The sequence below is a fragment of the Klebsiella sp. PK01 genome, from assembly GCF_057624675.1.
In genome coordinates this window covers 819,255-840,169 of sequence record NZ_JBYEZM010000001.1, presented here as the reverse complement: position 1 = coordinate 840,169, position 20,915 = coordinate 819,255, and the positions used below count along the sequence as shown (strand labels likewise).

General features: G+C 59.6%; 18 protein-coding genes and 1 pseudogene. 13 read left to right on the top strand and 6 right to left on the bottom strand.

Features of this window, described 5'->3' with window-relative positions:
- Window positions 1–44 precede the first annotated feature (44 nt).
- The gene (locus AC22LX_RS04040) at window positions 45–788 is read left to right on the top strand and encodes a substrate-binding domain-containing protein (protein ID WP_223683742.1); all 744 of its coding nucleotides are present in this window, start codon (window positions 45–47) and stop codon (window positions 786–788) included.
- Here the strand turns inward: AC22LX_RS04040 and AC22LX_RS04035 are convergent.
- From AC22LX_RS04035 to AC22LX_RS04025, 3 genes are read right to left on the bottom strand one after another with little or no spacing between them, the layout of a single operon-like run.
- Complete coding sequence (locus AC22LX_RS04035) at window positions 772–1,521, bottom strand: ABC transporter ATP-binding protein (protein WP_047046668.1); 750 nt, start codon at window positions 1,519–1,521, stop codon at window positions 772–774. The genes AC22LX_RS04040 and AC22LX_RS04035 overlap by 17 nt on opposite strands.
- Window positions 1,518–2,525, bottom strand: coding sequence for a FecCD family ABC transporter permease (locus tag AC22LX_RS04030; protein ID WP_487333763.1), 1,008 nt, complete (start codon window positions 2,523–2,525; stop codon window positions 1,518–1,520). Before AC22LX_RS04030 ends, AC22LX_RS04035 begins: the two co-directional genes overlap by 4 nt.
- Complete coding sequence (locus AC22LX_RS04025) at window positions 2,515–3,573, bottom strand: ABC transporter substrate-binding protein (RefSeq protein ID WP_045396142.1); 1,059 nt, start codon at window positions 3,571–3,573, stop codon at window positions 2,515–2,517. Before AC22LX_RS04025 ends, AC22LX_RS04030 begins: the two co-directional genes overlap by 11 nt.
- A gap of 198 nt (window positions 3,574–3,771) precedes the next feature.
- On the opposite strand from AC22LX_RS04025, the gene AC22LX_RS04020 reads away from it, so the two are divergent.
- The gene (locus AC22LX_RS04020) at window positions 3,772–4,491 is read left to right on the top strand and encodes a purine nucleoside phosphorylase YfiH/LACC1 family protein (protein WP_045396144.1); all 720 of its coding nucleotides are present in this window, start codon (window positions 3,772–3,774) and stop codon (window positions 4,489–4,491) included.
- An 80-nt stretch (window positions 4,492–4,571) separates the two neighbouring features.
- Window positions 4,572–5,975: a CBM96 family carbohydrate-binding protein gene (locus AC22LX_RS04015; protein WP_045396145.1), complete on the top strand. Its 1,404-nt coding sequence runs from the start codon at window positions 4,572–4,574 to the stop codon at window positions 5,973–5,975.
- 53 nt (window positions 5,976–6,028) lie between these two features.
- Here the strand turns inward: AC22LX_RS04015 and AC22LX_RS04010 are convergent, their stop codons facing one another.
- A complete protein-coding gene (locus AC22LX_RS04010; protein ID WP_045396146.1) occupies window positions 6,029–7,609 on the bottom strand; it encodes a rhodanese homology domain-containing protein in 1,581 nt (526 codons plus the stop codon).
- A complete protein-coding gene (locus tag AC22LX_RS04005) occupies window positions 7,602–8,207 on the bottom strand; it encodes a cysteine dioxygenase family protein (RefSeq protein ID WP_045396149.1) in 606 nt (201 codons plus the stop codon). Before AC22LX_RS04005 ends, AC22LX_RS04010 begins: the two co-directional genes overlap by 8 nt.
- 107 nt (window positions 8,208–8,314) lie before the next feature.
- Here AC22LX_RS04005 and AC22LX_RS04000 point away from each other — a divergent pair, with 107 nt between their 5' ends.
- The 7 genes and pseudogenes from AC22LX_RS04000 to AC22LX_RS03970 all read left to right on the top strand — a co-directional run bounded on the left by AC22LX_RS04000 (window position 8,315) and on the right by AC22LX_RS03970 (window position 15,347).
- Window positions 8,315–9,208 (top strand): LysR family transcriptional regulator, encoded by an 894-nt coding sequence (locus AC22LX_RS04000; protein WP_045396152.1) that lies wholly within the window; start codon window positions 8,315–8,317, stop codon window positions 9,206–9,208.
- 145 nt (window positions 9,209–9,353) lie between these two features.
- Window positions 9,354–10,458 (top strand): annotated as a pseudogene (locus tag AC22LX_RS03995) (LLM class flavin-dependent oxidoreductase).
- Window positions 10,436–11,587, top strand: coding sequence for an acyl-CoA dehydrogenase family protein (locus AC22LX_RS03990; RefSeq protein WP_487333762.1), 1,152 nt, complete (start codon window positions 10,436–10,438; stop codon window positions 11,585–11,587). The pseudogene AC22LX_RS03995 and the gene AC22LX_RS03990 overlap by 23 nt, the downstream one beginning before the upstream one ends.
- Before the next feature lie 5 nt (window positions 11,588–11,592).
- Entirely contained in the window at window positions 11,593–12,567 is a 975-nt protein-coding gene (locus AC22LX_RS03985; RefSeq protein ID WP_487333761.1) for an ABC transporter substrate-binding protein, read from the top strand.
- Window positions 12,564–13,601, top strand: a complete 1,038-nt coding sequence (locus AC22LX_RS03980; protein ID WP_045396161.1) for an ABC transporter substrate-binding protein — start codon at window positions 12,564–12,566, stop codon at window positions 13,599–13,601. Before AC22LX_RS03985 ends, AC22LX_RS03980 begins: the two co-directional genes overlap by 4 nt.
- Window positions 13,582–14,577: an ABC transporter permease gene (locus AC22LX_RS03975; protein ID WP_213292618.1), complete on the top strand. Its 996-nt coding sequence runs from the start codon at window positions 13,582–13,584 to the stop codon at window positions 14,575–14,577. The genes AC22LX_RS03980 and AC22LX_RS03975 overlap by 20 nt, the downstream gene beginning before the upstream one ends.
- Window positions 14,571–15,347 (top strand): ABC transporter ATP-binding protein, encoded by a 777-nt coding sequence (locus AC22LX_RS03970; protein ID WP_045396165.1) that lies wholly within the window; start codon window positions 14,571–14,573, stop codon window positions 15,345–15,347. Before AC22LX_RS03975 ends, AC22LX_RS03970 begins: the two co-directional genes overlap by 7 nt.
- Before the next feature lie 95 nt (window positions 15,348–15,442).
- On the opposite strand, the gene AC22LX_RS03965 is transcribed toward AC22LX_RS03970, so the two are convergent.
- Window positions 15,443–17,515: a TonB-dependent siderophore receptor gene (locus AC22LX_RS03965; protein ID WP_487333760.1), complete on the bottom strand. Its 2,073-nt coding sequence runs from the start codon at window positions 17,513–17,515 to the stop codon at window positions 15,443–15,445.
- A 505-nt stretch (window positions 17,516–18,020) separates the two neighbouring features.
- Here AC22LX_RS03965 and AC22LX_RS03960 point away from each other — a divergent pair.
- From AC22LX_RS03960 to AC22LX_RS03950, 3 genes are read left to right on the top strand one after another with little or no spacing between them, the layout of a single operon-like run.
- Window positions 18,021–18,842, top strand: a complete 822-nt coding sequence (locus AC22LX_RS03960) for an ABC transporter ATP-binding protein (protein ID WP_045396172.1) — start codon at window positions 18,021–18,023, stop codon at window positions 18,840–18,842.
- The gene (locus AC22LX_RS03955; RefSeq protein WP_487333759.1) at window positions 18,839–19,864 is read left to right on the top strand and encodes a FecCD family ABC transporter permease; all 1,026 of its coding nucleotides are present in this window, start codon (window positions 18,839–18,841) and stop codon (window positions 19,862–19,864) included. Before AC22LX_RS03960 ends, AC22LX_RS03955 begins: the two co-directional genes overlap by 4 nt.
- Window positions 19,861–20,913 carry a FecCD family ABC transporter permease gene (locus AC22LX_RS03950; protein ID WP_049061024.1) on the top strand — a complete coding sequence of 351 codons (1,053 nt, stop codon included), beginning with the start codon at window positions 19,861–19,863 and terminating at the stop codon, window positions 20,911–20,913. Before AC22LX_RS03955 ends, AC22LX_RS03950 begins: the two co-directional genes overlap by 4 nt.
- Window positions 20,914–20,915: the final 2 nt, after the last annotated feature.

Below are 20,915 nucleotides of genomic sequence, written 5' to 3'. Positions count from 1 at the left end.
AGGCGTTACCCTAGCGCTATATTCTCATCTTTATAGCGATTGTTGTGATGACCACTTCATTGACGCTGTTGGCGGCGGGAAGCCTGAAAAGCGCTTTCCTCCCGCTGCTGGCGCGATTTCAGCAGCTTAGCGGCATTCTGGTCGAGGCGCAGTTCGGCCCGGCCGGTCTGCTGCGCGAACGCATTGAAGGCGGCGAACGCTGCTCGCTGTTCGCCAGTGCGAATACCGAACACCCTCAGGCGCTGCTGCAGGCCGGGCTTGCGATAAACTGCTGTTCGTTTGCCGCCAACCGGCTGATGCTGACTGCGCGCCGCGCGCCTGACACCGATCGCGCTGACTGGCTGGCGTTACTTCGCGACGGGCGACTGCGGCTGGCGACCTCGACGCCGGGTTGCGATCCTTCCGGTGATTACACCTGGCAACTCTTTGCTCGCCTTGAAGCCAGCTATCCGGGCCTCGGCCGGGCGTTGATGTCCCGGGCGCAGCAGCTGGTCGGCGGTCGGGCGTCGCTGACTGTTCCGTCTGGCACAAGCGCAGGAGAGTGGCTGATTGGCGAAGACTTTGCCGACCTGTTTATCGGCTACGCCCACTATGCGGTTCAGATGACGGAGAGCGCGCAGTTCCGCACGCTACTGATTCCCGAGCCGTGGAATATTCGCTGCGAGTATCAGCTGGCGCAAATTGAGGAGAGCGCTGCCGCGCGGCAGCTACGGCGCTATATAACCGCAGAAGAAGGGCAGATGTTTCTGCGCGCGGCAGGATTTTTGACCGTTAGCGATGGATCGTAAACTGCGGCGCCAGTAACGGCACTGCGCTACCGGGATGGTCGATTTTGTGAACCGGCAGGCCGTAGGCACGCTGCAGGTTCGCTTCGCTGAGTACCGCGAACGACTCTCCCGCCAGCCATTCGCCGCCGGGCAACAGCAGCAGGGTGTGGCTGGCTATCTGCAGAGCATGAGTCGGGTCATGGGTGGTGAATACCACGGTGCGCCTCTGCCGATGAGCAAGATTGCTAATCAGCTGTAATACAACCTGTTGATTAGCCAGATCCAGCGCCGAACAGGGTTCGTCTAACAGAATATTTTGACTGGCGCCGACCAGCGCGCGGGCAATGAGCACCAACTGCTGCTGGCCGCCGGACAGAGCGCGAAACACCTGATTGGCCAATGCGGCGATCCCCAGCAGCGCCAGCGCCTGTTGAACCTCCCGCTCGTCTTCCGGCCCCGGCTGCGCGAACAGATCGACGAGTCGCGCGCGGCCCATCAGCACCACATCCCGTACCCGCCAGCCAAACGCCGGGCGGAACGATTGCGGCACGATGGCGATGCCGCCTTCTACGTTAAACTGCCCGCCGAGCGGCGGCAGGACGCCGGTCAGGGTATCCAGTAGCGTACTTTTGCCGCGACCGTTGGCGCCCAGTATCGCCCAGATTTCCCCGTGACGGCACTGCATGGACAGCGGGGCGAAGAGCGGCTGACGATGGCCGTAGCGCAGGGCGTTCAGTGATAATGAAATGTTCATTGGGCCACACCGCGGCGTTGGGACTGAATCAGTAAAAGGGTAAACAGCGGCGCGCCGAGCAGGGCGGTAATAATGCCAATCGGAATCTCCGCCTGGGTTAACGTGCGCGCCAGGTCGTCCACCACCACCATAAACGCGCCGCCGAGCCAGAATGCCGTTGGCAGCAGGCGGCGGTGATCGGCGCCGACAAGCAGTCGCGCCAGATGCGGAATAACCAGCCCGACCCAGGCGATGCTGCCGCTGACCGCGACCTGGGCGGCGACCAGCACCGCGCAGCAGACCAACACTCCGCGGCGCAACTTGACCACCGAAACGCCAAGACCGCGCGCATCTTTATCCTCCAGCGCCAGCAGGTTGATACGCCAGCGCAGCTTTAGCAGGATAACGGCGGCGACGGCGACCGGCAGCGCCATGGACAGCACTTTATGCCAGTTGGCGGTGGCAAAGCTGCCGAGCAGCCAGAAAACGATATTCGGCAGGGTTTCTTCCGTATCGGCAAGGTACTGCATCAGGCTGACCAGCGCGGCAAAGAAACCGCTGAGAATAATGCCGGAAAGGATCAGCGCCAGCGTGTTTTCACGCCCCTGCAGCGTGGCGATGAGATAAACCAGCGCCAGCGCGGCGAGGCCGAAGAAGAAGGTGCAACCCATCATCGATACGATGTCGAAGTCAAGCAGGATAGCAAGCGTGCCGCCGAAGGCGGAGCCGGAGGTTACCCCGATGATATGCGGGTCGACCAGCGGGTTATGGAATACGCCCTGTAGCGTCGCGCCGCATAGCCCCAGCGAGCCGCCGGCCAGCAGCGCCATCGCTACCCTGGGAAGTCTGACTGACCAGACTATCTGCCCGGCGACGCCACTGCCGGGCGCGCCATGGGTGAGCTGGTGAAGGACCTCGTTCAGGCCGAGGTGGTACTGCCCCAGGCATAGCGAAGCGATAGCGATAAACAACGTCGCCGCCGTCAGCCCTCCGTGCAGCAGGGCCCAGTGAAGGTTACTGCGCATTCGGCGTCCATTTCACGCGGTAGAAGCGTTGATAGTAATCCTGCGCTTTCGCATCGACATCGACGTTCCGGTAGCGGGAAGGATAGAGCTTTTTCGCCATCCACAGTTCGCCTATCGCCAACGCTTCCGGCATTGGGTAGCCCCAGGCCTTGGCGTATTCCGGCATCAGCCATACCCGGTGGTTTTTCACCGCGTCTATCGCTTGCCATTGCGGGTCGTTTTCAATCTGTTTGACCACCTGCGGATAGCGGTCCTGGACGAAGATAACCTCAGGGTTCCATTGCAGAATCTGTTCCAGCGAGACCTGGCGTGCGCCCTTGACCGTGGCGGCGGCGACGTTTAGCGCTCCGGCATGCTTCATCATCAGCCCGGTATATTTGCCGGAACCGTAGGTGTTGAGGTCCGGGTTGGCCATGTACACGCGCACCCGCTGGCTGTCAGGGATAGCGGCGACCGGGGCGTTAGCTTCTGCCCGCGCCGCGAAGGTGTAATCAATCAGCGCTTCGGCCTGGCTTTGGCGTTCGACCACTTCGCCAATCAGGCGGATCCCCTGTTTAAGGCCGTCGTTATAGGCATGTTCTTCATTGGCCATTGTCGGGTTCATTTTGTTTTTCTCACCCGCCGCGTCCTGACGCAGGGATATCGCGACGACCGGAACCCCGGCGTTTTGGATCTGCTGGATCATCGCCTGCGGCGCGTAGTTAGCGACGAACACAACCTGCGGATGCAGTGCCAGCAGGCTTTCGATATTGACCTGAGTTAAATCGCCCGGCGTCGGCAGCTTTTCAATAGTGGGCATAAAGCGGACAAACTGCGGCCCGAGCTGTTTTTTCCAGCTGCTTAACACGCCAACGATATCGTCGGCGGCATTCAACTGGACCAGGAGATTAAGCGTCTGGTGCTGCAGGACAACCGCGCGGGTGATGTGATCCGGCAGCGTAACCTGGCGGCCCAGCTGGTCGGTGACGGTGCGCTCGGCAAAAGCCTGGCTGGTGAACAGGCTGGCGCTGAACAACGTTAGCGCCAAAAGTAAACGGTGTGGTGACATGGATTGACCCGGTTGGATAAGAATAATCGATGTATATTAAATTATATAGCGGTGCCGGGTGCAAATAATTACTGCGTTCCCACCTTGTTATGGCCGGCAGCGAGCTTGAGGTCCCGCCGGGAACAAAGCATCCACATCTTGCGTATCGATGGGCTTTGGCCTACGGTAAATCCACCACCAATTTATTTACGCGCCGTTATGTCTTATCCATCCCGCTTATTAAGTGATATCCCCGGTATTCGCTACGCTTTTCTTGATGTGCACGAAACCGCCGCCTTTCCGTACAGCGAAATGGCGCCGGTGAAGCTGGTGCACGGCAATGTGGTTCATCACTATCAGGGGCCGCAGGCAGAGCGGCCGCACGCCGATGCGGTGTTTACGGCCCTGCGTGGGCAAAAGGTCGGCGTCGTTACCGCCGACTGTTTACCGTTATTGATGGCCTCGCGGGATGGGCGCTATGTTTGTAGCGTGCATGCTGGCTGGCGCGGAGCGGCGAGCGGCATTATTGAAAACAGCCTGGCGCTGTTTCACCAGCATCAGGTGGCGCCAGAAGAGATAGTGGTGGTCTGCGGGCCGCATATTCACGCCTGCTGCTATGAGGTTTCGGCCGAGTTTTTGCAAACGCTGTTGACCATGCCGGCGGGCGAGTTGGTACGACGCTACAGCGACGAGCTCTTTCATCAGCGCCTCGCTCCGCCAGAAGCGGGGCAAGCGCGGGCTAGCGGTAGCGATAATCTGTGGTTCGATCTCCGCGCGCTGGCGCAACGGGTGCTGCAACAGGCCGGGGTGGCGGCGGAAAATACCGAATGGCTGGGGAGCTGTACCTACTGCACGCCGCAGGCGCTCGGCTCCTACCGTCGGCGCACCCATTTTCCGGCGGCGAAAACCTTCCAGTACTCATGGATTATGCGTGAATGAGATAAAATGATGTTTGCTGATGTGTAACATCGGCGCCGGTTTGCTATCTCTGCGGTCCTTCAAACAAGGAGGATCGTAAAATGAAAGCTAACTCAATTGTACTGGCCCTGACCCCGCTGCTGGCCGCCAGCGCTTTTTCCGCCCATGCAGGACCGCAAGCCCAGGCGGTATGCGGCTACAGTCATACCCTTGGCGACGACGCGATTATGATGTTCGGCATGCCAAACCAGGCGATGTGGCATGATTTTTTCGGCAATACCCACACCGATGCCGTTTCTACCTATCAAACCCTGCGCGCACAGCCAGAAACCACCTGTGATAACAAGGCCGACAGTTCTGCTTACTGGGCGCCGTCGATGAAGTTGCCGGATGGACAAATTGTCACTCCGGCTTATCAGAAAACCTATTATCAGGCGACCAAAGTCGAACGGTATCCGCTGCATCCTTTCCCGTCGGGGCTGGAGCTGCTGGCTGGCGACCACCACGGCTCCGCGCCGAGCTCGCGGATAACCTTCCTGTGCGCCAACGGTAAAGGCTATAGCAACAAAGCCGGTGAGGTTTGCGGCCTGCGTAAAGCGGGAGATGCGGTGCAGTTTAATATCGGTATTCAGTTCCCCAACTGCTGGGATGGCGTCAACCTGAAACCGAGCCATGACCACAGCAACGCCGCTTATGATGTCAACGGCGCCTGCCCGGCCGACTATCCGGTAAAAATCCCGACGGTCAATATGAATATCGCCTACGTACTGCCGCAGATTACGTCTCTGGACACGGCGAAAATTGAGCTGTCGATGGACCCGGTTATGAATGGTGATAAACGTGAAGAGAAGTGGGGCAGCATCTATACCGCCCATGCTGATTTCATGAACGGCTGGACGGTAGAAGGGGCGCACTTCATGACCGAACACTGTATGAATGAAGGCATGGATTGCGGTACCAACGTGCCTTATAGCTTCTCGCTGGCGGAAGAAAACGCGGTGGTTGAGAGCGCGCAGCCGAATGTTAACTTCGGCGCGCCCGAAGCGCTGCAAATTTCCGATAACTGGAAGAACGGCGGCCGCACCAGCAACCCGGAAACCCTCACCCTGGTGAAGTTTAAAATCCCGGCGCTGCCGAAAGATCAGGATGCGTCGCTGTTTAAATATCGCCTGCGTCTGTATGGTGGCAAGGTTGAAACCAACGGCGCGGATCAGATTTTCTTCTATCCGGCCAGCAACAGCTGGAGCGCGTCAAGCGTGACCTGGAAGCATCGCCCGACCTGCAGCTACAATTCAGATGCTCAACTGTATCTCAATTCATCTCGTGAGTATCGGATGGTGGATATCGATAAAGCGGTACGTAAAGCGCTGGCGGAAGGGAAAACCGAGATCTCCTGGTACATCGGCGGCGATCGTCAGGGTAACCACTATCAGTTTGACGCCGCATCGGCGCAGAAGCAGCCGATCCTGATGCTGGTTGGTTTTAAAACCACTCCGGAAATTTAATTCACAATAAAGGTAAGTTATTCCCGGTGGCCCTGTTGCCACCGGGTTTTAACCTACAACACCTTAAAGCCGTGGGTGCCATCGCGCGCTAGCTGTTCCACCAGGCCAAACTCCCAGTCGAGATAAGCCTGCATCGCCTCTGCGGTGTTATCGGTTCCTTCATATGGCCGTCGGTAGCGATCGCTACGTGCTGTCGCCAGATGCGTCTCGCCCTGTTCCAGCGCCAGCCCGGCATTAATCCACGCTAGCGTCCCGCCGCTTAACAGCTGTACCGGCTTACCGGTCAATGCCGCGACTTCAGGCGCGGCGTAGCGGGCCAGCAGACTGCTGCCGCAGGTGACAACGTAACGTTCGGCGGGAGGAATGACTTCCAGCGCCTGACGCAGCTGCGAACGCACCAGCCACCAGGCGCCGGGGATATGCCGTGCGACATAGTTAGCGCTAGTGGTGAAATCCAGTACCACGGTGCCGGGTTCGCGCAATTGTTCCGCCAGTTGCAGGGGGGCAATCTCCTCAACCTGCGGCGCAGGCGGTACGCTGGCGGGCGGAAGGCCGCGTTCGCTCAATTGTTCCACGCGGACATCGCATAATACCACCACTTCCCAGCCCATTTGCGCCAGCCAGGACGCCGCGATCGGCGCGCGTATCTCATCATCGGCGACCAGCACAATCCGCGCTCCGCGTACGCTGGCGTAATGATCGGTTTCCTGCACCAGCTGGCCGCCGGGGGCATTCACGCTGTGCGGCAGATGGCCTGCGGCATACTCCTCGGGGCTGCGAACATCAAACAGATAGGTGGTGCGGCTCGGCTGCTGTTGCCAGCGGGCTAAAGTCGGGGCATCAATGAAGGCCACGCCAGCGCGCTCGGCCAACTGCGTCACTGCAGCCACGCGTTGCGCTGAGGCGCGGAAATCGGCGTCGTAGCGCCGCTGCTGGCCGTGCTGGAGCTCCAGTCCGGCTAAGGTCCAGCCGATGGTGCCGTTGCGCAGCGCGTAAACCGGATTGGCTAAACCGGCATTACGTAGCGATTGGCTGCCGATAATGCTGCGGGTACGGCCGGCGCAATTAACGATAACCGGCGTTTGCTGCGATGGCAGCAGGCCTTCGATGCGTAACGCCAGCTCGCCGCCGGGCACGCTAATGCTGCCGGGAATATTCATCGTTTGATATTCATCAAAACGACGCGCATCGACCACCACGACCGGCTGTGGACTCTCGATTAGCGCCTTCACTTCCTCGGCGCTCAACGAGGGCGTCTGGCGCTCGCTCTCTACCAGCTCGCCGAACGCTTTGCTCGGGGAGTTAACGTCCTGAAAAAGCTCGCCGCCGCTACGCTGCCAGCCCGTCAGGCCGCCTGCCAGTAGCGCAACATCCTGATAGCCCCAGCGTTGCAGCCGCTTAACGGCCTGCTCCGCGAGACCTTCGCCATTGTCGTAGAGGGTAATCGGCGTCGTCAGGCGCGGTACGCGGCGAAAAATCTCCAGCTCCAGCTTGCTGAGCGGCAAATTAGCGGCAAATAGCGGATGGTTAGTGGCAAATGCGGCCTCTTCGCGAACATCGATGAGCGCCACTTCCGCGCCATCGATCAGCGCCTGGCGCACCTCGGCTGGCTGGCGGTAATTGTAATCAGGCATATGAATTATCCTTTGAGAGATCCCAGATATTGGGCAAGTGCCGGTTGGAGTAACCGGAGACGAAAGGTTTGGCGATCCCATCCGCGCTATAAACCGCACGCCTGACGCCGCCGATGTTAGCGCCATAGACGTGAATACTGATTGAGACGTGGTCCGCGAGCGCGTTACTCACCCGATGAATATCGCCATCGCGGGAAGAGACTTTTTCTACTTTGCCGGCAGAAAGCCGTTCAGCAGGACCATTGGCTATCGGTAAACCGCGTTCGTCGAGTCGATAGCGCTGATTTTCCTCCGCGCCGCGCAACATACCGATGGCCCCCCATACCCGATGGTCGTGGATAGGCGTCGATTGCCCCGGTCCCCAGACGAAGCTGACAATCGAAAAGCGTTGGCCGGAATCGACATGCAGCAAATACTGCTGATAGTGGTGGGGATGCGGCAGGGTGTACTCTTCCGGCAACCAGTCATCTTTTTGCACCAGCGAAGCCAGGCGCACGGCGACGGCGTCGAGCAGGGTGGCCTCATCGGTAAACTGGCGATGCAGGGCATCAAGGTCTTGAATGAACTGGCGTAATTTTTCCACTCGCGGTGCGGTCATGGTGATTTCCTGTTGTCGGGACTGGTCATTACGCTAGCAAAGGCGTTAATATAATTAAAATGCAATTTCCGCATATATTAATATGCAAAAATCACATTAAGGATTGTATGCGTATCGATGACATTGATGCTCTGCTGGCTACCGTGCAGTTTTCCTCTCTGAATCAGGCGGCGGAATACCTTGGCATTACCCAATCGGCGATTACCCGTCGGCTCCAGCGTCTGGAGCAAACCCTCAATGTGACGCTGCTGGAGCGCCAGACCCGGCCCCTGACGCTCACCGCCGCCGGACATCGGGTGTATGAGCAGTGCCTGAGCATCAAGCGGGAAACCAAAAAGCTGTACGGGCTGCTCGATCCGGAGGCGGAGCCGCAGGGCGTTCTGCGTCTCGGCGTGCCGCAGAGCGTGGCGGAAATCGCCCTCCAGCCGGCGCTGAGCGCGCTACGCCAGCAGTTCCCGGCCCTTGAGCCGCAGGTGACCTGCGGCTGGAGCGGGCTGCTGCAAAAACGGCTGGAGAGCGTCGAACTGGATGGCGTGCTGGCGATGGGACCACAACAGCAGCGCTTTGCTGACGGTTACAGCGGGAGACTGCTGTGTCCGCTGGATATCGTGGTCATCGCGGCGAAAAGCTGGCGACTGCACGCCGGAGCGCTGCGCGACTGTGCGCAGCGAGGCTGGATACTCAATCCTGACGGCTGCGGCCTGCGGGCCGGGCTAATCCGCGAACTGCACTCGCAGGGGCTGCGGCTGGCGCTGAACGTCGAGACCGCCGGCGCCCAGTTGCAAATCAGCCTGGTGGCGCAGGGGCTGGGGCTTGGCCTGGTGCCTCGCGCCGCGCTGGCCGCCAGCCCGTGGCGCGATGAAGTGTCCACGCTTGCGCTCGCGGATTTTCAGCCGCAAGTGCATCTGTGGCTGGTACAGGCGCAGAATCTGGCTAATCTCAGCCAGCCGCTGACTTTTTTCGCCGGAAAAGTGGTCCAGCAACTTAATGCATCTGACTGATACGTATATGTTATTTTTATAAATGCTTATCTTGCATATTAAGTTATGACAAAAATGCATTTTGCTCATTAAGGGCCTGTGTATAGGGTAATGAAAACGCGCCGCCGCCGCGGCCCATTCATTACCTTACTACCAGGAGTTCTGTATGAGCATTCAGTTTCTCGGCATGATCGGCCACCGCCTGTCGTCGGAAACCATCGCCCCGGTAGGGCCGATTTTTGACCGTGATTATATTGTGCGCTTCGCGCAAACACATGAAGCCGCGGGTTTTGACCGCCTGCTGGTGGGGCACTGGTCCGATCAACCCGACGGCTTTTTGGTGACCGCGCTGGCGGGGTTGTCGACGCAAAAGATAGCTTTCCTGCTGGCGCACCGCCCCGGTTTTGTCTCGCCAACTCTCGCCGCGCGTAAATTCGCCACCCTTGAACATCTGCTTGGCGGCCGGCTGGCGGTACATATCATCAGCGGCGGCAACGACGCCGAGCAGCGCCGTGACGGCGATTATCTCGACCACGACCAGCGCTATGCGCGCACCGACGCCTTCCTCGATACCATCCGCCAGGTCTGGACCGCCGAACAGCCGGTGGACATCGACAATGATTTTTATCAGGCGCAACAGGCCTGGTCAGCTATTCGCCCGCTGCAGAAACCGCATATTCCCCTCTATTTCGGCGGTTCGTCGGAAGCGGCGATTACGGTGGCCGGAAAACACGCTAACGTCTTCGCGCTATGGGGGGAGTCGCTGGCGCAAACCGCGGAAACTATCCAGCGGGTACGGGCGGAAGCGGCAAAACATCAGCGCGAGATCGGTTTCAGCGTGTCGTTCCGGCCGATTATCGCCGATAGCGAAGCGGAAGCCTGGGAGAAGGCCGAGCATATTCTGCATGTCGCCACCGAGCGGGCGGCGCAGAGTGAGGGGGGCTTTAAAGCCAAGCCCGATAGCGTTGGCGCACAGCGTCTGCGGGCCACGGCGGCGCAGGGTAAGGTGGTGGATAAACGCCTGTGGACCGGCATCGCGCAGCTGGTGGGCGGCGGCCACAATTCCACCGCGCTGGTCGGCACGCCGGAACAGGTGGCCGATGCGCTGCTCGACTACTACGACCTCGGCGTACGTAACTTCCTGATCCGCGGATTCGACCCGCTGAACGATGCGCAGGAGTATGGCAAAGCGCTGCTGCCGATCACCCGCGAAAAAGCCGCGCTGCGCGCCGTGGCGGAGCGCGCATCATGAGGCCTCACCCCAGCGATGACTGGGTGCGGCAGCTCGCGGAGATCCGCCATCTGATGACGGAGGAGGCGGCCAGCCTTGATGCCAGCGGCGATTTCCCCCATCGCAATATTGACGTTCTGCGCCGACGCGGGTTTTTAAGCCTTGCCGTACCGCAGCAGTACGGCGGACCAGGCGCCAGTTTAGCCAAGCTGCAACAGGCCATTGCCGCCATCGCCTGGGGCGAACCGGCGACCGCGCTGATTGTCTGCATGCAGTACCTGCATCATCTGCGGCTGGCGGAAAATGTCCATTGGGCTGAGCCGCTACGCCAGCGCGTGTTTGATGATGCGCTCACAACCGGCGGGTTGATGAATAGCCTGCGCGTCGAGCCGGATCTGGGCTCTCCGGCGCGCGGCGGTCTGCCGCAAACGATAGCCAGCCGGAACAGCCGGGGCTGGCTGATTAACGGTCACAAAATTTATACCACCGGGATCGAAGGGTTGAGCTGGCTGGCGCTGTGGGCGCGTAGCGACGACAATCCGCCGCTGGTCGGTAGCTGGCTGGTTCCTGCCGACAGCGAGGGCATCAGCGTAGTGAAAAGCTGGGATCACGTCGGCATGCGGGCCACCGGCAGCCACGAGGTGGTGCTGAAAAACGTGCAGGTGTCCGCCGGGCATGCGGTTGATGTTTGGCGCGCCGACGAGCCGCCCGCGGCGGACGCCGAACAGTTTCGTCTGTTTGCCAACCGTCATACGGCGTTGCTGGCGGCGATTTACGACAGCGTGGCCCGCGCGGCGCGCGACTGGCTTGTCGCGTGGCTCGGCGCGCGGGTTCCCGGCAATCTTGGACAACCGCTTTCCAGTCTGCCGCGGGTACAGGAAAAAGTGGGGCAGCTAGAGGGGCTGCTGCTGATTAACCGCGCGCTGCTGGAAAATGCCGCGGAGCTGGGCTTTTCCGCTATTGAGGCCAATCTGGCGAAAGTCACTATCACCGATAACGCCATTCAGGCGGTCAATCTGGCGCTTGAACTCACCGGCAATCATGGTTTAAGCCGGCAAAATCCTCTGGAACGCCACTATCGCAACGTCCTGTGCGGGCGGGTACATACGCCGCAGAACGACAGCGCGTGGCAGGCGGCGGGTAAACACGCTTTTCAACAACAAGGATAATTCAGATGCGCATACCTCATTTTACCTGCATAGCCGGGGCGCTAATGCTATTGACGCTGAGCGGCTATGTTGCGGCTCAGGAAAGAATCACCCTGCGAATTGCCGATCAAAAAGGCGGCATGCGGTCGCAACTGGAAGCTGCTAACGCCTTGCAAAACCTCGCTTACGATATTAAATGGGCCGAGTTTCCTGCCGCCGCGCCGCTGGCTGAAGCGCTCAACGCCGGCGCGGTTGACGTGGGGATTATCGGCGATGCGCCGCTGCTGTTCGCGCTGGCGAACGGCGCGCCGGTAAAAGCGATTGCCGTCGATAAGAGCAACCCGGCGGGGACCGCCGTGCTGGTGCCGCCCGGCAGCGCGTTAAAAAGCGCGTCGGATCTAAAAGGTAAACGCATTGCCACCGGTAAAGGATCGATTGGCCATTTTGTGGCGCTGAAAGCGCTGGAGCAGGCGGGGATTTCGCCGAAGGATGTGCAGTGGGTATTCCTTGGCCCGGTGGATGCGAAAGTCGCGCTGCTTAACGGTTCGGTAGATGCCTGGGCGACCTGGGAGCCCTATACCACGCAGTTGGTGAAAACCGCCGAAGGGCAGATTCTGGTGAGCGGCAAAGGGCTGCTGCCGGGTAATACCTTCCTGGCCGCCACCGATAATGCGCTGAAGGATCCGCAAAAGCGCGCGGCGCTTCAGGATTATCTCACCCGACTGGCCGGTGCCGAGCGTTGGGCTTATGCCAATCTCGATAGCTATGGCAAAACGCTGGGGGAGATCATTCGCTTCCCGGCGGAGATCGCCCGCGCGCAGTTTGCCAACCGCCAGTCGCAGTGGCAGCGGCTGGACGCGCCGACGGTCGCCCAGCAGCAGTCGACGGCGGACTTTTATCTTGCCAACGGCCTCATTCGCGCAAAGCTCGATGTAACGCCGACATTTGATAACGGTTTCAGCGTGCCCGTCGCGCCGGTTCATGCGGAGGCGGCGCCATGATGACCACACGTTTTACCCGTCGTCGTTTCTTACAGTTTACCGGCGGTCTGGCGCTGGCCGGGGCGTCTGCGCCGCTATGGGCTCACGATATGGCAGAGATGGCGAGCGGCGATGAATATCCGGCGCTGCGTCTGGCGCAGCCTTACAAAATCAAGCTGGCGATCAACAAAAGCGCGGTGTGCCTGGCGCCGGTCGCCGTCGCGGAGCAGCAGAAGATTTTTAGTAAATATAATCTCGACGTTGAGTTTGTTAACTTCGGTAACTCGACGGATGTCCTGCTGGAAGCGATTGCCACCGGCAAGGCCGACGCCGGGGTCGGCATGGCGCTACGCTGGCTGAAGGCGCTGGAGCAGGGCTTTGATGTCAAGCTCACCGCCGGGACGCACGGCGGCTGCCTGAATCTGCTGACGGCCAAAAACTCGCCTTTTAGCGCGCTGGAGAGTCTGAAAGGGCAAACCATTGGCGTCACCGATATGGCCGGGCCGGATAAAAACTTCTTCGCTATCTTGCTGAAACGCCACGGTATCGACCCGATTAGCGATGTGCAGTGGAAAGTCTATCCGGCCGACCTGCTCAGCGTGGCGCTGGATAAGCGCGAAATCGCCGCCATCAGCGGCAGCGAACCCTTCAGCTATCGCCTGCTGGAAACCGGCAAATATCAGCTAATCGCCAGCAATATGACCGGCGATTACGCCAACCTTAGCTGCTGCGTGCTGGGCGTCAGCGGTTCCCTTGCGCGCGATCATAAACCGGCGGCGGCCGCGCTTACCCAGGCGATTCTGGAAGCGCACAGTTATGCCGCCGCGCACCCGGAAAGCGTGGCGCAGTCTTTTCTCGCCCATGCGCTAAACACTAACGAAGCGGAGGTGAGCGGCATTCTTCACGGCCAGGGGCACGGCCATCATGCGGTGGGCGAGGCTTTTGTTAAAGAGCTGACGCAGTATGCCGTGGATCTGCAGCGGGTACAGGTCATCAAACCGGGAACCGATCCTCATCAGTTTGCGGAGAGTATTTATGTCAACGTTTTCGCCTGATCGCGCGCTCGCCCGACCGGGGCCCGGCGCTCTGCTATGGACGGAGGGCGGGCTTGCCGCCGCGCTATGGCTGCTGGGCGGCCTGTTCTCGCAGGCATGGCCCGATGCTGGTCGGCGCTGGCCGTTTAGCGAGGAGTGGGCGCTGGCGCAGTTCACTCTCGGCGGCGGCCTGCTGTTACTGACGCTGAGTTACCGTTACTGGCGCCAGCGGGGGGCGCGTTTGCAGCGTGCCGGGAAATGGCTGGCGCTGCTGCCGGTGCTCTTTGCGCTATGGGAAGGGCTGACGGCCAAAACGGCGTTGTTGCCGGTGCCGTTTTTCGCTCCGCCGCAGGCGCTGGTTGAAGTGCTGCACGATGACTGGCCGCGGCTGCTTGATAGCCTGCTGCATTCGCTGGGGCTGCTCGGACTCGGAGTGCTGCTTGGCACCAGCTGCGGGTTTATCAGCGGGCTGGCGATTGGCTGGTCTCAGCGTATTGGTTATTGGGTGCATCCGATTTTACGCCTGCTGGGGCCGGTGCCTTCCACCGCGCTGCTGCCGCTATGCCTGTTTATCTTTCCTTCCAGCTTCGGCGCCAGCGTGTTTTTGATTGCGCTCAGCACCTGGTTCCCGGTCACGGTATTGACCTGGTCCGGGGTCATCGGTATCGATAAAGCGTGGTATGACGTGGCGCGAACGCTGGGAGCCAGCCAGCGATTTCTGATCCTGCGCGTGGCGATCCCCGCCGCGCTGCCGAACGTGTTTGTCGGCTTGTTTATGGGGCTTGGCGCGTCGTTTTCGGTGCTGATTGTCGCCGAAATGGTCGGCGTCAAATCCGGGATCGGTTTTTATCTACAGTGGGCGCAGGGTTGGGCGGCCTATCCGAATATGTACGCGGCGCTATTCGTGATGGCGTTGTTATGTTCCGGCCTGATTAGCGGGCTATTTATGATTCGCGATCGGCTGCTGAGCTGGCAGCGCGGAGGAATGCAATGGTAAGTGCCCAGACAATTTCGACCGGCGCGGCGGTGGCGGTACGTCATCTTCATCATGCGTTTACGTTGGGCAAACAAACGGTGCCGGTGCTGGAAAATATCAGCCTGCAGCTGCGGCCAGGCGAGAGCGTTGCGCTGCTTGGCCCTTCAGGATGCGGTAAATCGACGCTGCTGCGCCTGCTGGCGGGGCTGGAGCCACAGCAAAGCGGGTATATTGAGATTGACGATGCGGCGATGGGCGGACCGGGGCCGGAACGGATCCTCGTTTTCCAGGACCCGACGCTTTATCCGTGGCTGACGGTGCGGCAGAACGTGCTGCTGGGGCCGCAGGCGCAGGGGAAAAAGGGGCTGGAGCCGAAGGCCGACGCGCTGATTTCGCGCATCGGGCTGCAGGCGTTCAGCGAGGCGTGGCCGCGGCAGCTTTCCGGCGGGATGGCGCAGCGTGCGGCGCTGGCGCGCGCGTTGCTCAATGAACCGCGTTTACTGCTGCTTGATGAGCCGCTGGGTAAGCTGGATTCGCTCACCCGCATCAGCATGCAGCGCGAACTGATTGCGCTATGGCAGCAGCAGGGTTATACCAGCCTGCTGGTCACTCATGATATCGAAGAAGCGCTGCTGCTATGCGAGAGAGTGCTGGTGATGTCGCCGCGGCCGGGGCGCATTATCGCTGAGTTTACGCTGCCGCTGGCGTTTCCCCGCCATCGCGACAATCCGCTGTTATTGCAGCATCGGCAGGATATTTTGCGTATCCTCGGCCAGGAAGAGGATTGGTAAGCCAGGTGCGTTGTCCGGTATTTCCCCGCAGAAGGGGCTGGGGGGAAGTAGCCCGGATAAGGCGCAGCGCGCCGCTATCCGGGGCAGGGCAAGGTTTAAAAATCCATTTTCACCGTAAACTGCACTTCACGCGGGTCGCCAATCTGGTTGCCGAGATTATTGGTGCCAATTGACGAGGTGTAATAGGTCTTATCGAACAGGTTCTTCACATTCACCTGTAGCGTTACCGGATACTGCAGCTTCATTTTGTAAGCCGCGAAGACGTCGGCCACCGCATAGCCCTGCAGATAATAATCCGCGCCGTTGGTGCCGGACCGTTTGCTGACCGCGTGGCCGCCGCCGCCAACGGTCAGGGTGTTGCTGTTATAGACGTTATGAATGTCATAGGTCAGGAACAGCGAACCGGTATGTTTTGGCACGTTCGGTAGCGGTTTACCGGCATAATCGGGATCTTCCAGCACTTTAGCATCGGTATAGCCGTAGCTGGCGATGATGCTGAGGTTATCGGTGAGCGAGCCCGCCAGATCCACCTCCACGCCGCGCGAGCGAACCTTACCCGCGGTCTTCGCCACCGTCTCGTCGCCGATACTTTCGGTATACAGCACGTTACGTTTATGAATATCAAATAATGCGATATTGGCGGTAATACCCTCTAACAGGTCGAATTTGGCGCCGACTTCGTAAGAGGTGGACTCTTCCGGCGGCAGTTCGCCGATGTAGCTGGCAATCGACGACTGCGGCATAAACGACTGGGCGACGTTAGCAAACAGCGACACGTTTGGCGTTACCTTGTAGACCAGGCCTGCCTTCGGCGTCCATTTCTCATCGCGGCTATCGGTATTGACGTTAAACGGTCGGCCTTTCCCGGCATACTGGGTGTAATACTGGTAGCGTACGCCGGCCACGGCAATCCAGTTGTCGGTCAGATACAGGGCGTCCTGCAGATAGGTTGCGTAGCTCTCCTGTTTGATACGCTGATCGCTATCGGCAGCGGAGACGGTATTACAGGTATCGAGAGTGCCGTAAACCGGATGATAAATATTAAAGCCTTTCACGTTCTTACAACGCAGCATATCGGTACGCAGCAGATCGTAATTCTCATAGGCGACGCCGGTCAGCACTTCATTATAAAAGCCGCCGATGACCACATTGCCTTGTAGATCGGCGCGGGTGGAATGCATTTTTTGCGTTGAGCCATGGGTACCGTCGACCCGGCGGGTCAGGTTGCCGGTCGCAGAATCATAGGCCATCACCCTGGCCTGATTATCGTTGTAGTGATCCTGGCTGTAGCTGTAATCAAAGCGCGCGGTCCAGGCGCTGTTAAGTCGATACTCGGCATTCAATTGGGCAATATCGGAATAACCATCGGTGATATTAAAGGCTTCATCGAAACGGGTTTTACGGTCGACGTTGACCGCGTGGCCAGTATTGAGATCGAAAATGGTGCCGCGGTCAAAAGGAGCGCTGTAATCGCGATGTGAATACGAAGCGGTAATAGTCGCGCTATCGCCAAACCAGCTCAGGGAAGGGGCGATAAAGCTGCTTTTGTTCTTGCCGAAATTACGCCAGTAATCTTCATTTTGATATTCGCCGATCAGTCGATAGGCCAGACGAGTCCCTTCTATCGGACCGGTCACGTCGAAGCTACCCGTGCCGCCGCCAAAACTGCTGGAGGTGGCGGAAACCGAACCAGAGAACTGGCGCTCGGGGCGTTTGGTGACAACGTTAATCAGTCCGCCGGGGTCGAGAATACCGTACAGCGTCGAGGCCGGGCCTTTCAGAACTTCCACCCGTTCGGTCGCGGCGTTAAAGCTGCGCGGCAGAACGGTGCGCAGGCCGTTGGTCATGATAGAACCGTCGCGATTGGCGCCAAAGCCGCGGCGGGTAAAGGCATCCTGGGTACCGCCGAGGGTATTGGTCTGCACCACGTTGGCGACGTTATACAACGCTTCATCCAACGAGGTGGCGTGCTGATCTTCCAGCACCCGGTCGCTGACGGTATTCACCACCTGCGGAATATCCAACAGCGGCATTGAGGTCAATGTCGCCGTAGACGAACTCAGTGGCTGATAGCCGCTGGTGGCGTTCTGCTGGCGGCCCTCAGCTACCACGGTAATGGTGTCCTCGGCGTCTTTTGTATTATTTGCCTCGTTATTTTCTGCGGCCATTAATCCCGGTGAGGCTAAAAAAAGAAGCGAAAAAAGCGCGCGCCCTTGCAACGTCCTGCAGGCGACATGGGGTTGAGTCATTATCTGTTTCTCGTGAACGAATCTGCCTTTGCGGTCAGATAAAGCCAATAAAATCATTGCCCTGAAAATAAAACCTATCTGTTAAGCGTCTGAACGCGCCTTCAGATATGTAATTGAGAATCATTCAAACACGAAGGAATGTAGTAGTAAATGTTATGTAAGATAAAAAATCATCGCAGAAGAAAAGCACGATTTTGCAGCCTGTCGTAGGTAGTGAGATACTTTTATTTTATTGATTATAAATACTATTCATAAAATTCATTTTGTGTCGCCGCGGGGTAGTGAACGTAACGATAACAACATGAAGTACAGTATTGACTACTACATTCATCCCCTTCATGATCAAAAGAGAATGAGATTTATTTTGATTTGACTGCAGAACGTCGAGGGCTGATGCCGGAACGCTGCGGCGCAGGAGCGAGTTATGCCACAGCGGGTAAACCCTGCAGAAAAGGGGATCGTCCTGGAGTCCCTGTCGGCCGGATATGGCCAGACGCTTATCGTCGATGACATTAACCTGACGATCCCCAGCGGTAAAATGACGGTGCTTGCCGGGGCCAACGGCTCAGGCAAATCAACGCTATTATCGACCATCGCCCGGATGCTAAAACCGCTCGGCGGCTGCGTGCGTCTGGACGGAAAGACCATCCACGACATGCCGACCAAAGCGGTCTCCCGCCAGTTGGGGATCCTGCCGCAATCGCCGCTGACGCCGGAAGGGCTCACGGTGTTTGAACTGGTATCGCGCGGGCGCTATCCGTGGCAGGGGCTGATGCGCCAGTGGTCTGCAGCCGATGAACAGGCGGTGGAAGAGGCGCTGCAATTAACCGGCACCGCCGAATTCGCCCATCTGCCGGTCGATAGCCTTTCCGGTGGCCAGCGCCAGCGCTGCTGGATAGCGATGGCGCTGGCCCAGCAGACGAAAACCATTTTACTGGATGAGCCAACCACCTGGCTCGACCTGCGCTATCAGGTCGATATTCTTGAACTGCTGCAAAGCCTGACCCGCCAGCATGGCCGCACGGTGGTAACGGTGCTTCACGACCTGAACTTTGCGGTGAACTACGCCGATCTGCTGGTATTTCTCAAAAAGGGGCGGATAGTCGGGACCATTTCAGAACAGGAAATCTGCAGCCCCGAACTGATTAAAAACGTCTTTGAAGTTGATGTGCAGATGTCAATCAATCCGCAAACCGGCAAACCTTTCTTTATGCCGTTTCGCGCACCCCAGGCCGTTGCCCGATGAGCGCCGCCGTGCTGTACGCCACGCGGCGTCGTACCCGTCCGCGGCTGGCATTGCTGCTATTAATCCTGATGCTTATCGCCGGTTCGCTGGTTCATCTTGGTTTAGGCGCCCGCTGGATCGCGCCGCAAACGGTCCTGCAGGCGCTGCTCGAGTACGATCCGCGGAACTTCGATCACCGTATTATTGTTGATTTACGTCTGGTTCGGCTGGCGGCGGCGCTGGTGACCGGCGCGGCGCTCGGCGTTGCCGGGGTGCTGCTGCAGACGGTGATCCGCAACCCGCTTGGCGAGCCGCATATTCTTGGGCTTAACGCCGGCGCCTCGCTGGCGATGGTCGCGACCTCGGCGCTGGGCCTCTCTCTCGGCGATTTTCCGGCGGCACGCCCGCTAACCGCCGCCTGTGGCGCGGCGCTGCTGTTCGGCGGGGTGATGACGCTGGCCGCTGCCGGTCGCGGCGGGGCGACGCCGCTGCGCATCACGCTATGCGGCGTGGCGCTCTCGGCGTTTGCCTCGGCGGTGACGGCGGCGATATTAATTCTTGATGAACAAACGCTGCTGGCGATGCGCACCTGGCTTGCCGGCGATCTGGCCGGGTTGAACTGGGCTAGCCAACAGGCGGCGCTGGTGCCGGCGCTTTCTGGCATGGGACTGGCGCTGCTTCTCGCGCCACGCCTGAACGTGCTGGCGCTGGGCGATAAAGTGGCGCTGGGGCTGGGGGTGAATCTGGTGCAGACCCGACTGTTGGGGCTGGTCGCTATCGCGCTGCTGTGCGGCGCGGCGGTGGCGGTCGCCGGGCCAATTGGGTTCGTCGGGCTGGTGGTGCCGCACGTAGTGCGCCGTCTGATAACGCAAGATATTCGTCTGGCGTTACCGCTGGCGGCGCCGGTCGGGGCGCTGGTGCTGGTGTTGGCGGATATCGCCGCCCGTACCCTCGTCGCGCCGCAGGAACTGGCGACCGGCGCGATGACCGCGCTGGTGGGCGCACCGCTATTTATCTTTATCGCCGCGAGGTTTTTTAAATGAAACGCGCCGTTCACCGCGCCGGATTTCGGCCACTGGGTTTTGCTTCAAGGCATCTGTTGTTGCGCCCGGCTTCATTAAAAATTGCCGCCTTCATCCTGCTGCTTTTGCTGGCTCTCGGGCTCTACAGCCTCAGCCGAGGCAGCTTCCCGCTGCCATCTTCGACATGGGCGCGTGCGCTGCTGGCGCCGGAGCAGATTGGCGAGCAGCAGCGTTTTATCCTGTTTGACATCCGCCTGCCGCGAATTTTGATGGCGCTGCTGTGCGGCGCCATGCTTGGGCTGGCCGGGGCGGCGATGCAGAGCATTACCCGTAACGGTCTGGCGGACCCCGGCCTGATTGGCGTCAAAGAGGGGGCCTGCATTGTCGTGCTGGCGCTAATTCTGTTTTTTCCGGCCGTAGGGCTGGCGTGGCGACCGCTGGCGGGAATGCTCGGCGGCGTGCTGGTGGCGCTGTTGGTGCTGGCGCTGGCGCGCGATTGTTCACGTCCGCGCTTTATTTTGATTGGCATTGGCGTGTCGTGGACGCTGGCGGCAGCGGTTGGCATTTTTATGACCACCGCCGACGTACGCGATGTACAGACGGCGATGATCTGGCTCTCCGGCAGCCTGCACGCGGCGACCTGGCCGCTGCTGGCGGTGGCGTTTAGCTGGGCGCTGCCTGGCGCACTGATTCTGTTCTGCACCGCCCGCGCGGCGGATGTGGCGCTGCTTGGCGACAGTACCGCCATCGGTCTTGGCGTGCGTTTGCCGCAGCTCACGCTACTGCGTTTCTTCGCCCCCGTGCTGCTGACCTCTGCCAGCGTTTCCTGCGTTGGCAGTCTGGGTTTTGTCGGTCTGATGGCGCCGCATATGGCGCGCTTCGTCCTGCGCGGCGGTCAGGTGGCGCTGCTCTGCGGCAGCGCGCTGATTGGCGCGTTGCTGGTGCTGGCAACCGATACGCTGGGGCGGCTGGCGTTTGCGCCGCTGCAGATCCCGGCGGGGATTGTCATTGCGCTGGTAGGGTGCCCATTTTTTATTGCTCTGCTTTGGCGTCGCCGTGACGCCCTGTAAAT

What these genes read in the sequence shown, in the direction of transcription:
- AC22LX_RS04035 (WP_047046668.1), bottom strand. Translation starts at nt 1,521, where the DNA reads ATGAACATTTCATTATCACTGAACGCCCTGCGCTACGGCCATCGTCAG.
- AC22LX_RS04030 (WP_487333763.1), bottom strand. Translation starts at nt 2,525, where the DNA reads ATGCGCAGTAACCTTCACTGGGCCCTGCTGCACGGAGGGCTGACGGCG.
- AC22LX_RS04025 (WP_045396142.1), bottom strand. Translation starts at nt 3,573, where the DNA reads ATGTCACCACACCGTTTACTTTTGGCGCTAACGTTGTTCAGCGCCAGC.
- AC22LX_RS04020 (WP_045396144.1), top strand. Translation starts at nt 3,772, where the DNA reads ATGTCTTATCCATCCCGCTTATTAAGTGATATCCCCGGTATTCGCTAC.
- AC22LX_RS04015 (WP_045396145.1), top strand. Translation starts at nt 4,572, where the DNA reads ATGAAAGCTAACTCAATTGTACTGGCCCTGACCCCGCTGCTGGCCGCC.
- AC22LX_RS04010 (WP_045396146.1), bottom strand. Translation starts at nt 7,609, where the DNA reads ATGCCTGATTACAATTACCGCCAGCCAGCCGAGGTGCGCCAGGCGCTG.
- AC22LX_RS04005 (WP_045396149.1), bottom strand. Translation starts at nt 8,207, where the DNA reads ATGACCGCACCGCGAGTGGAAAAATTACGCCAGTTCATTCAAGACCTT.
- AC22LX_RS04000 (WP_045396152.1), top strand. Translation starts at nt 8,315, where the DNA reads ATGCGTATCGATGACATTGATGCTCTGCTGGCTACCGTGCAGTTTTCC.
- AC22LX_RS03990 (WP_487333762.1), top strand. Translation starts at nt 10,436, where the DNA reads ATGAGGCCTCACCCCAGCGATGACTGGGTGCGGCAGCTCGCGGAGATC.
- AC22LX_RS03985 (WP_487333761.1), top strand. Translation starts at nt 11,593, where the DNA reads ATGCGCATACCTCATTTTACCTGCATAGCCGGGGCGCTAATGCTATTG.
- AC22LX_RS03980 (WP_045396161.1), top strand. Translation starts at nt 12,564, where the DNA reads ATGATGACCACACGTTTTACCCGTCGTCGTTTCTTACAGTTTACCGGC.
- AC22LX_RS03975 (WP_213292618.1), top strand. Translation starts at nt 13,582, where the DNA reads ATGTCAACGTTTTCGCCTGATCGCGCGCTCGCCCGACCGGGGCCCGGC.
- AC22LX_RS03970 (WP_045396165.1), top strand. Translation starts at nt 14,571, where the DNA reads ATGGTAAGTGCCCAGACAATTTCGACCGGCGCGGCGGTGGCGGTACGT.
- AC22LX_RS03965 (WP_487333760.1), bottom strand. Translation starts at nt 17,515, where the DNA reads ATGGCCGCAGAAAATAACGAGGCAAATAATACAAAAGACGCCGAGGAC.
- AC22LX_RS03960 (WP_045396172.1), top strand. Translation starts at nt 18,021, where the DNA reads ATGCCACAGCGGGTAAACCCTGCAGAAAAGGGGATCGTCCTGGAGTCC.
- AC22LX_RS03955 (WP_487333759.1), top strand. Translation starts at nt 18,839, where the DNA reads ATGAGCGCCGCCGTGCTGTACGCCACGCGGCGTCGTACCCGTCCGCGG.
- AC22LX_RS03950 (WP_049061024.1), top strand. Translation starts at nt 19,861, where the DNA reads ATGAAACGCGCCGTTCACCGCGCCGGATTTCGGCCACTGGGTTTTGCT.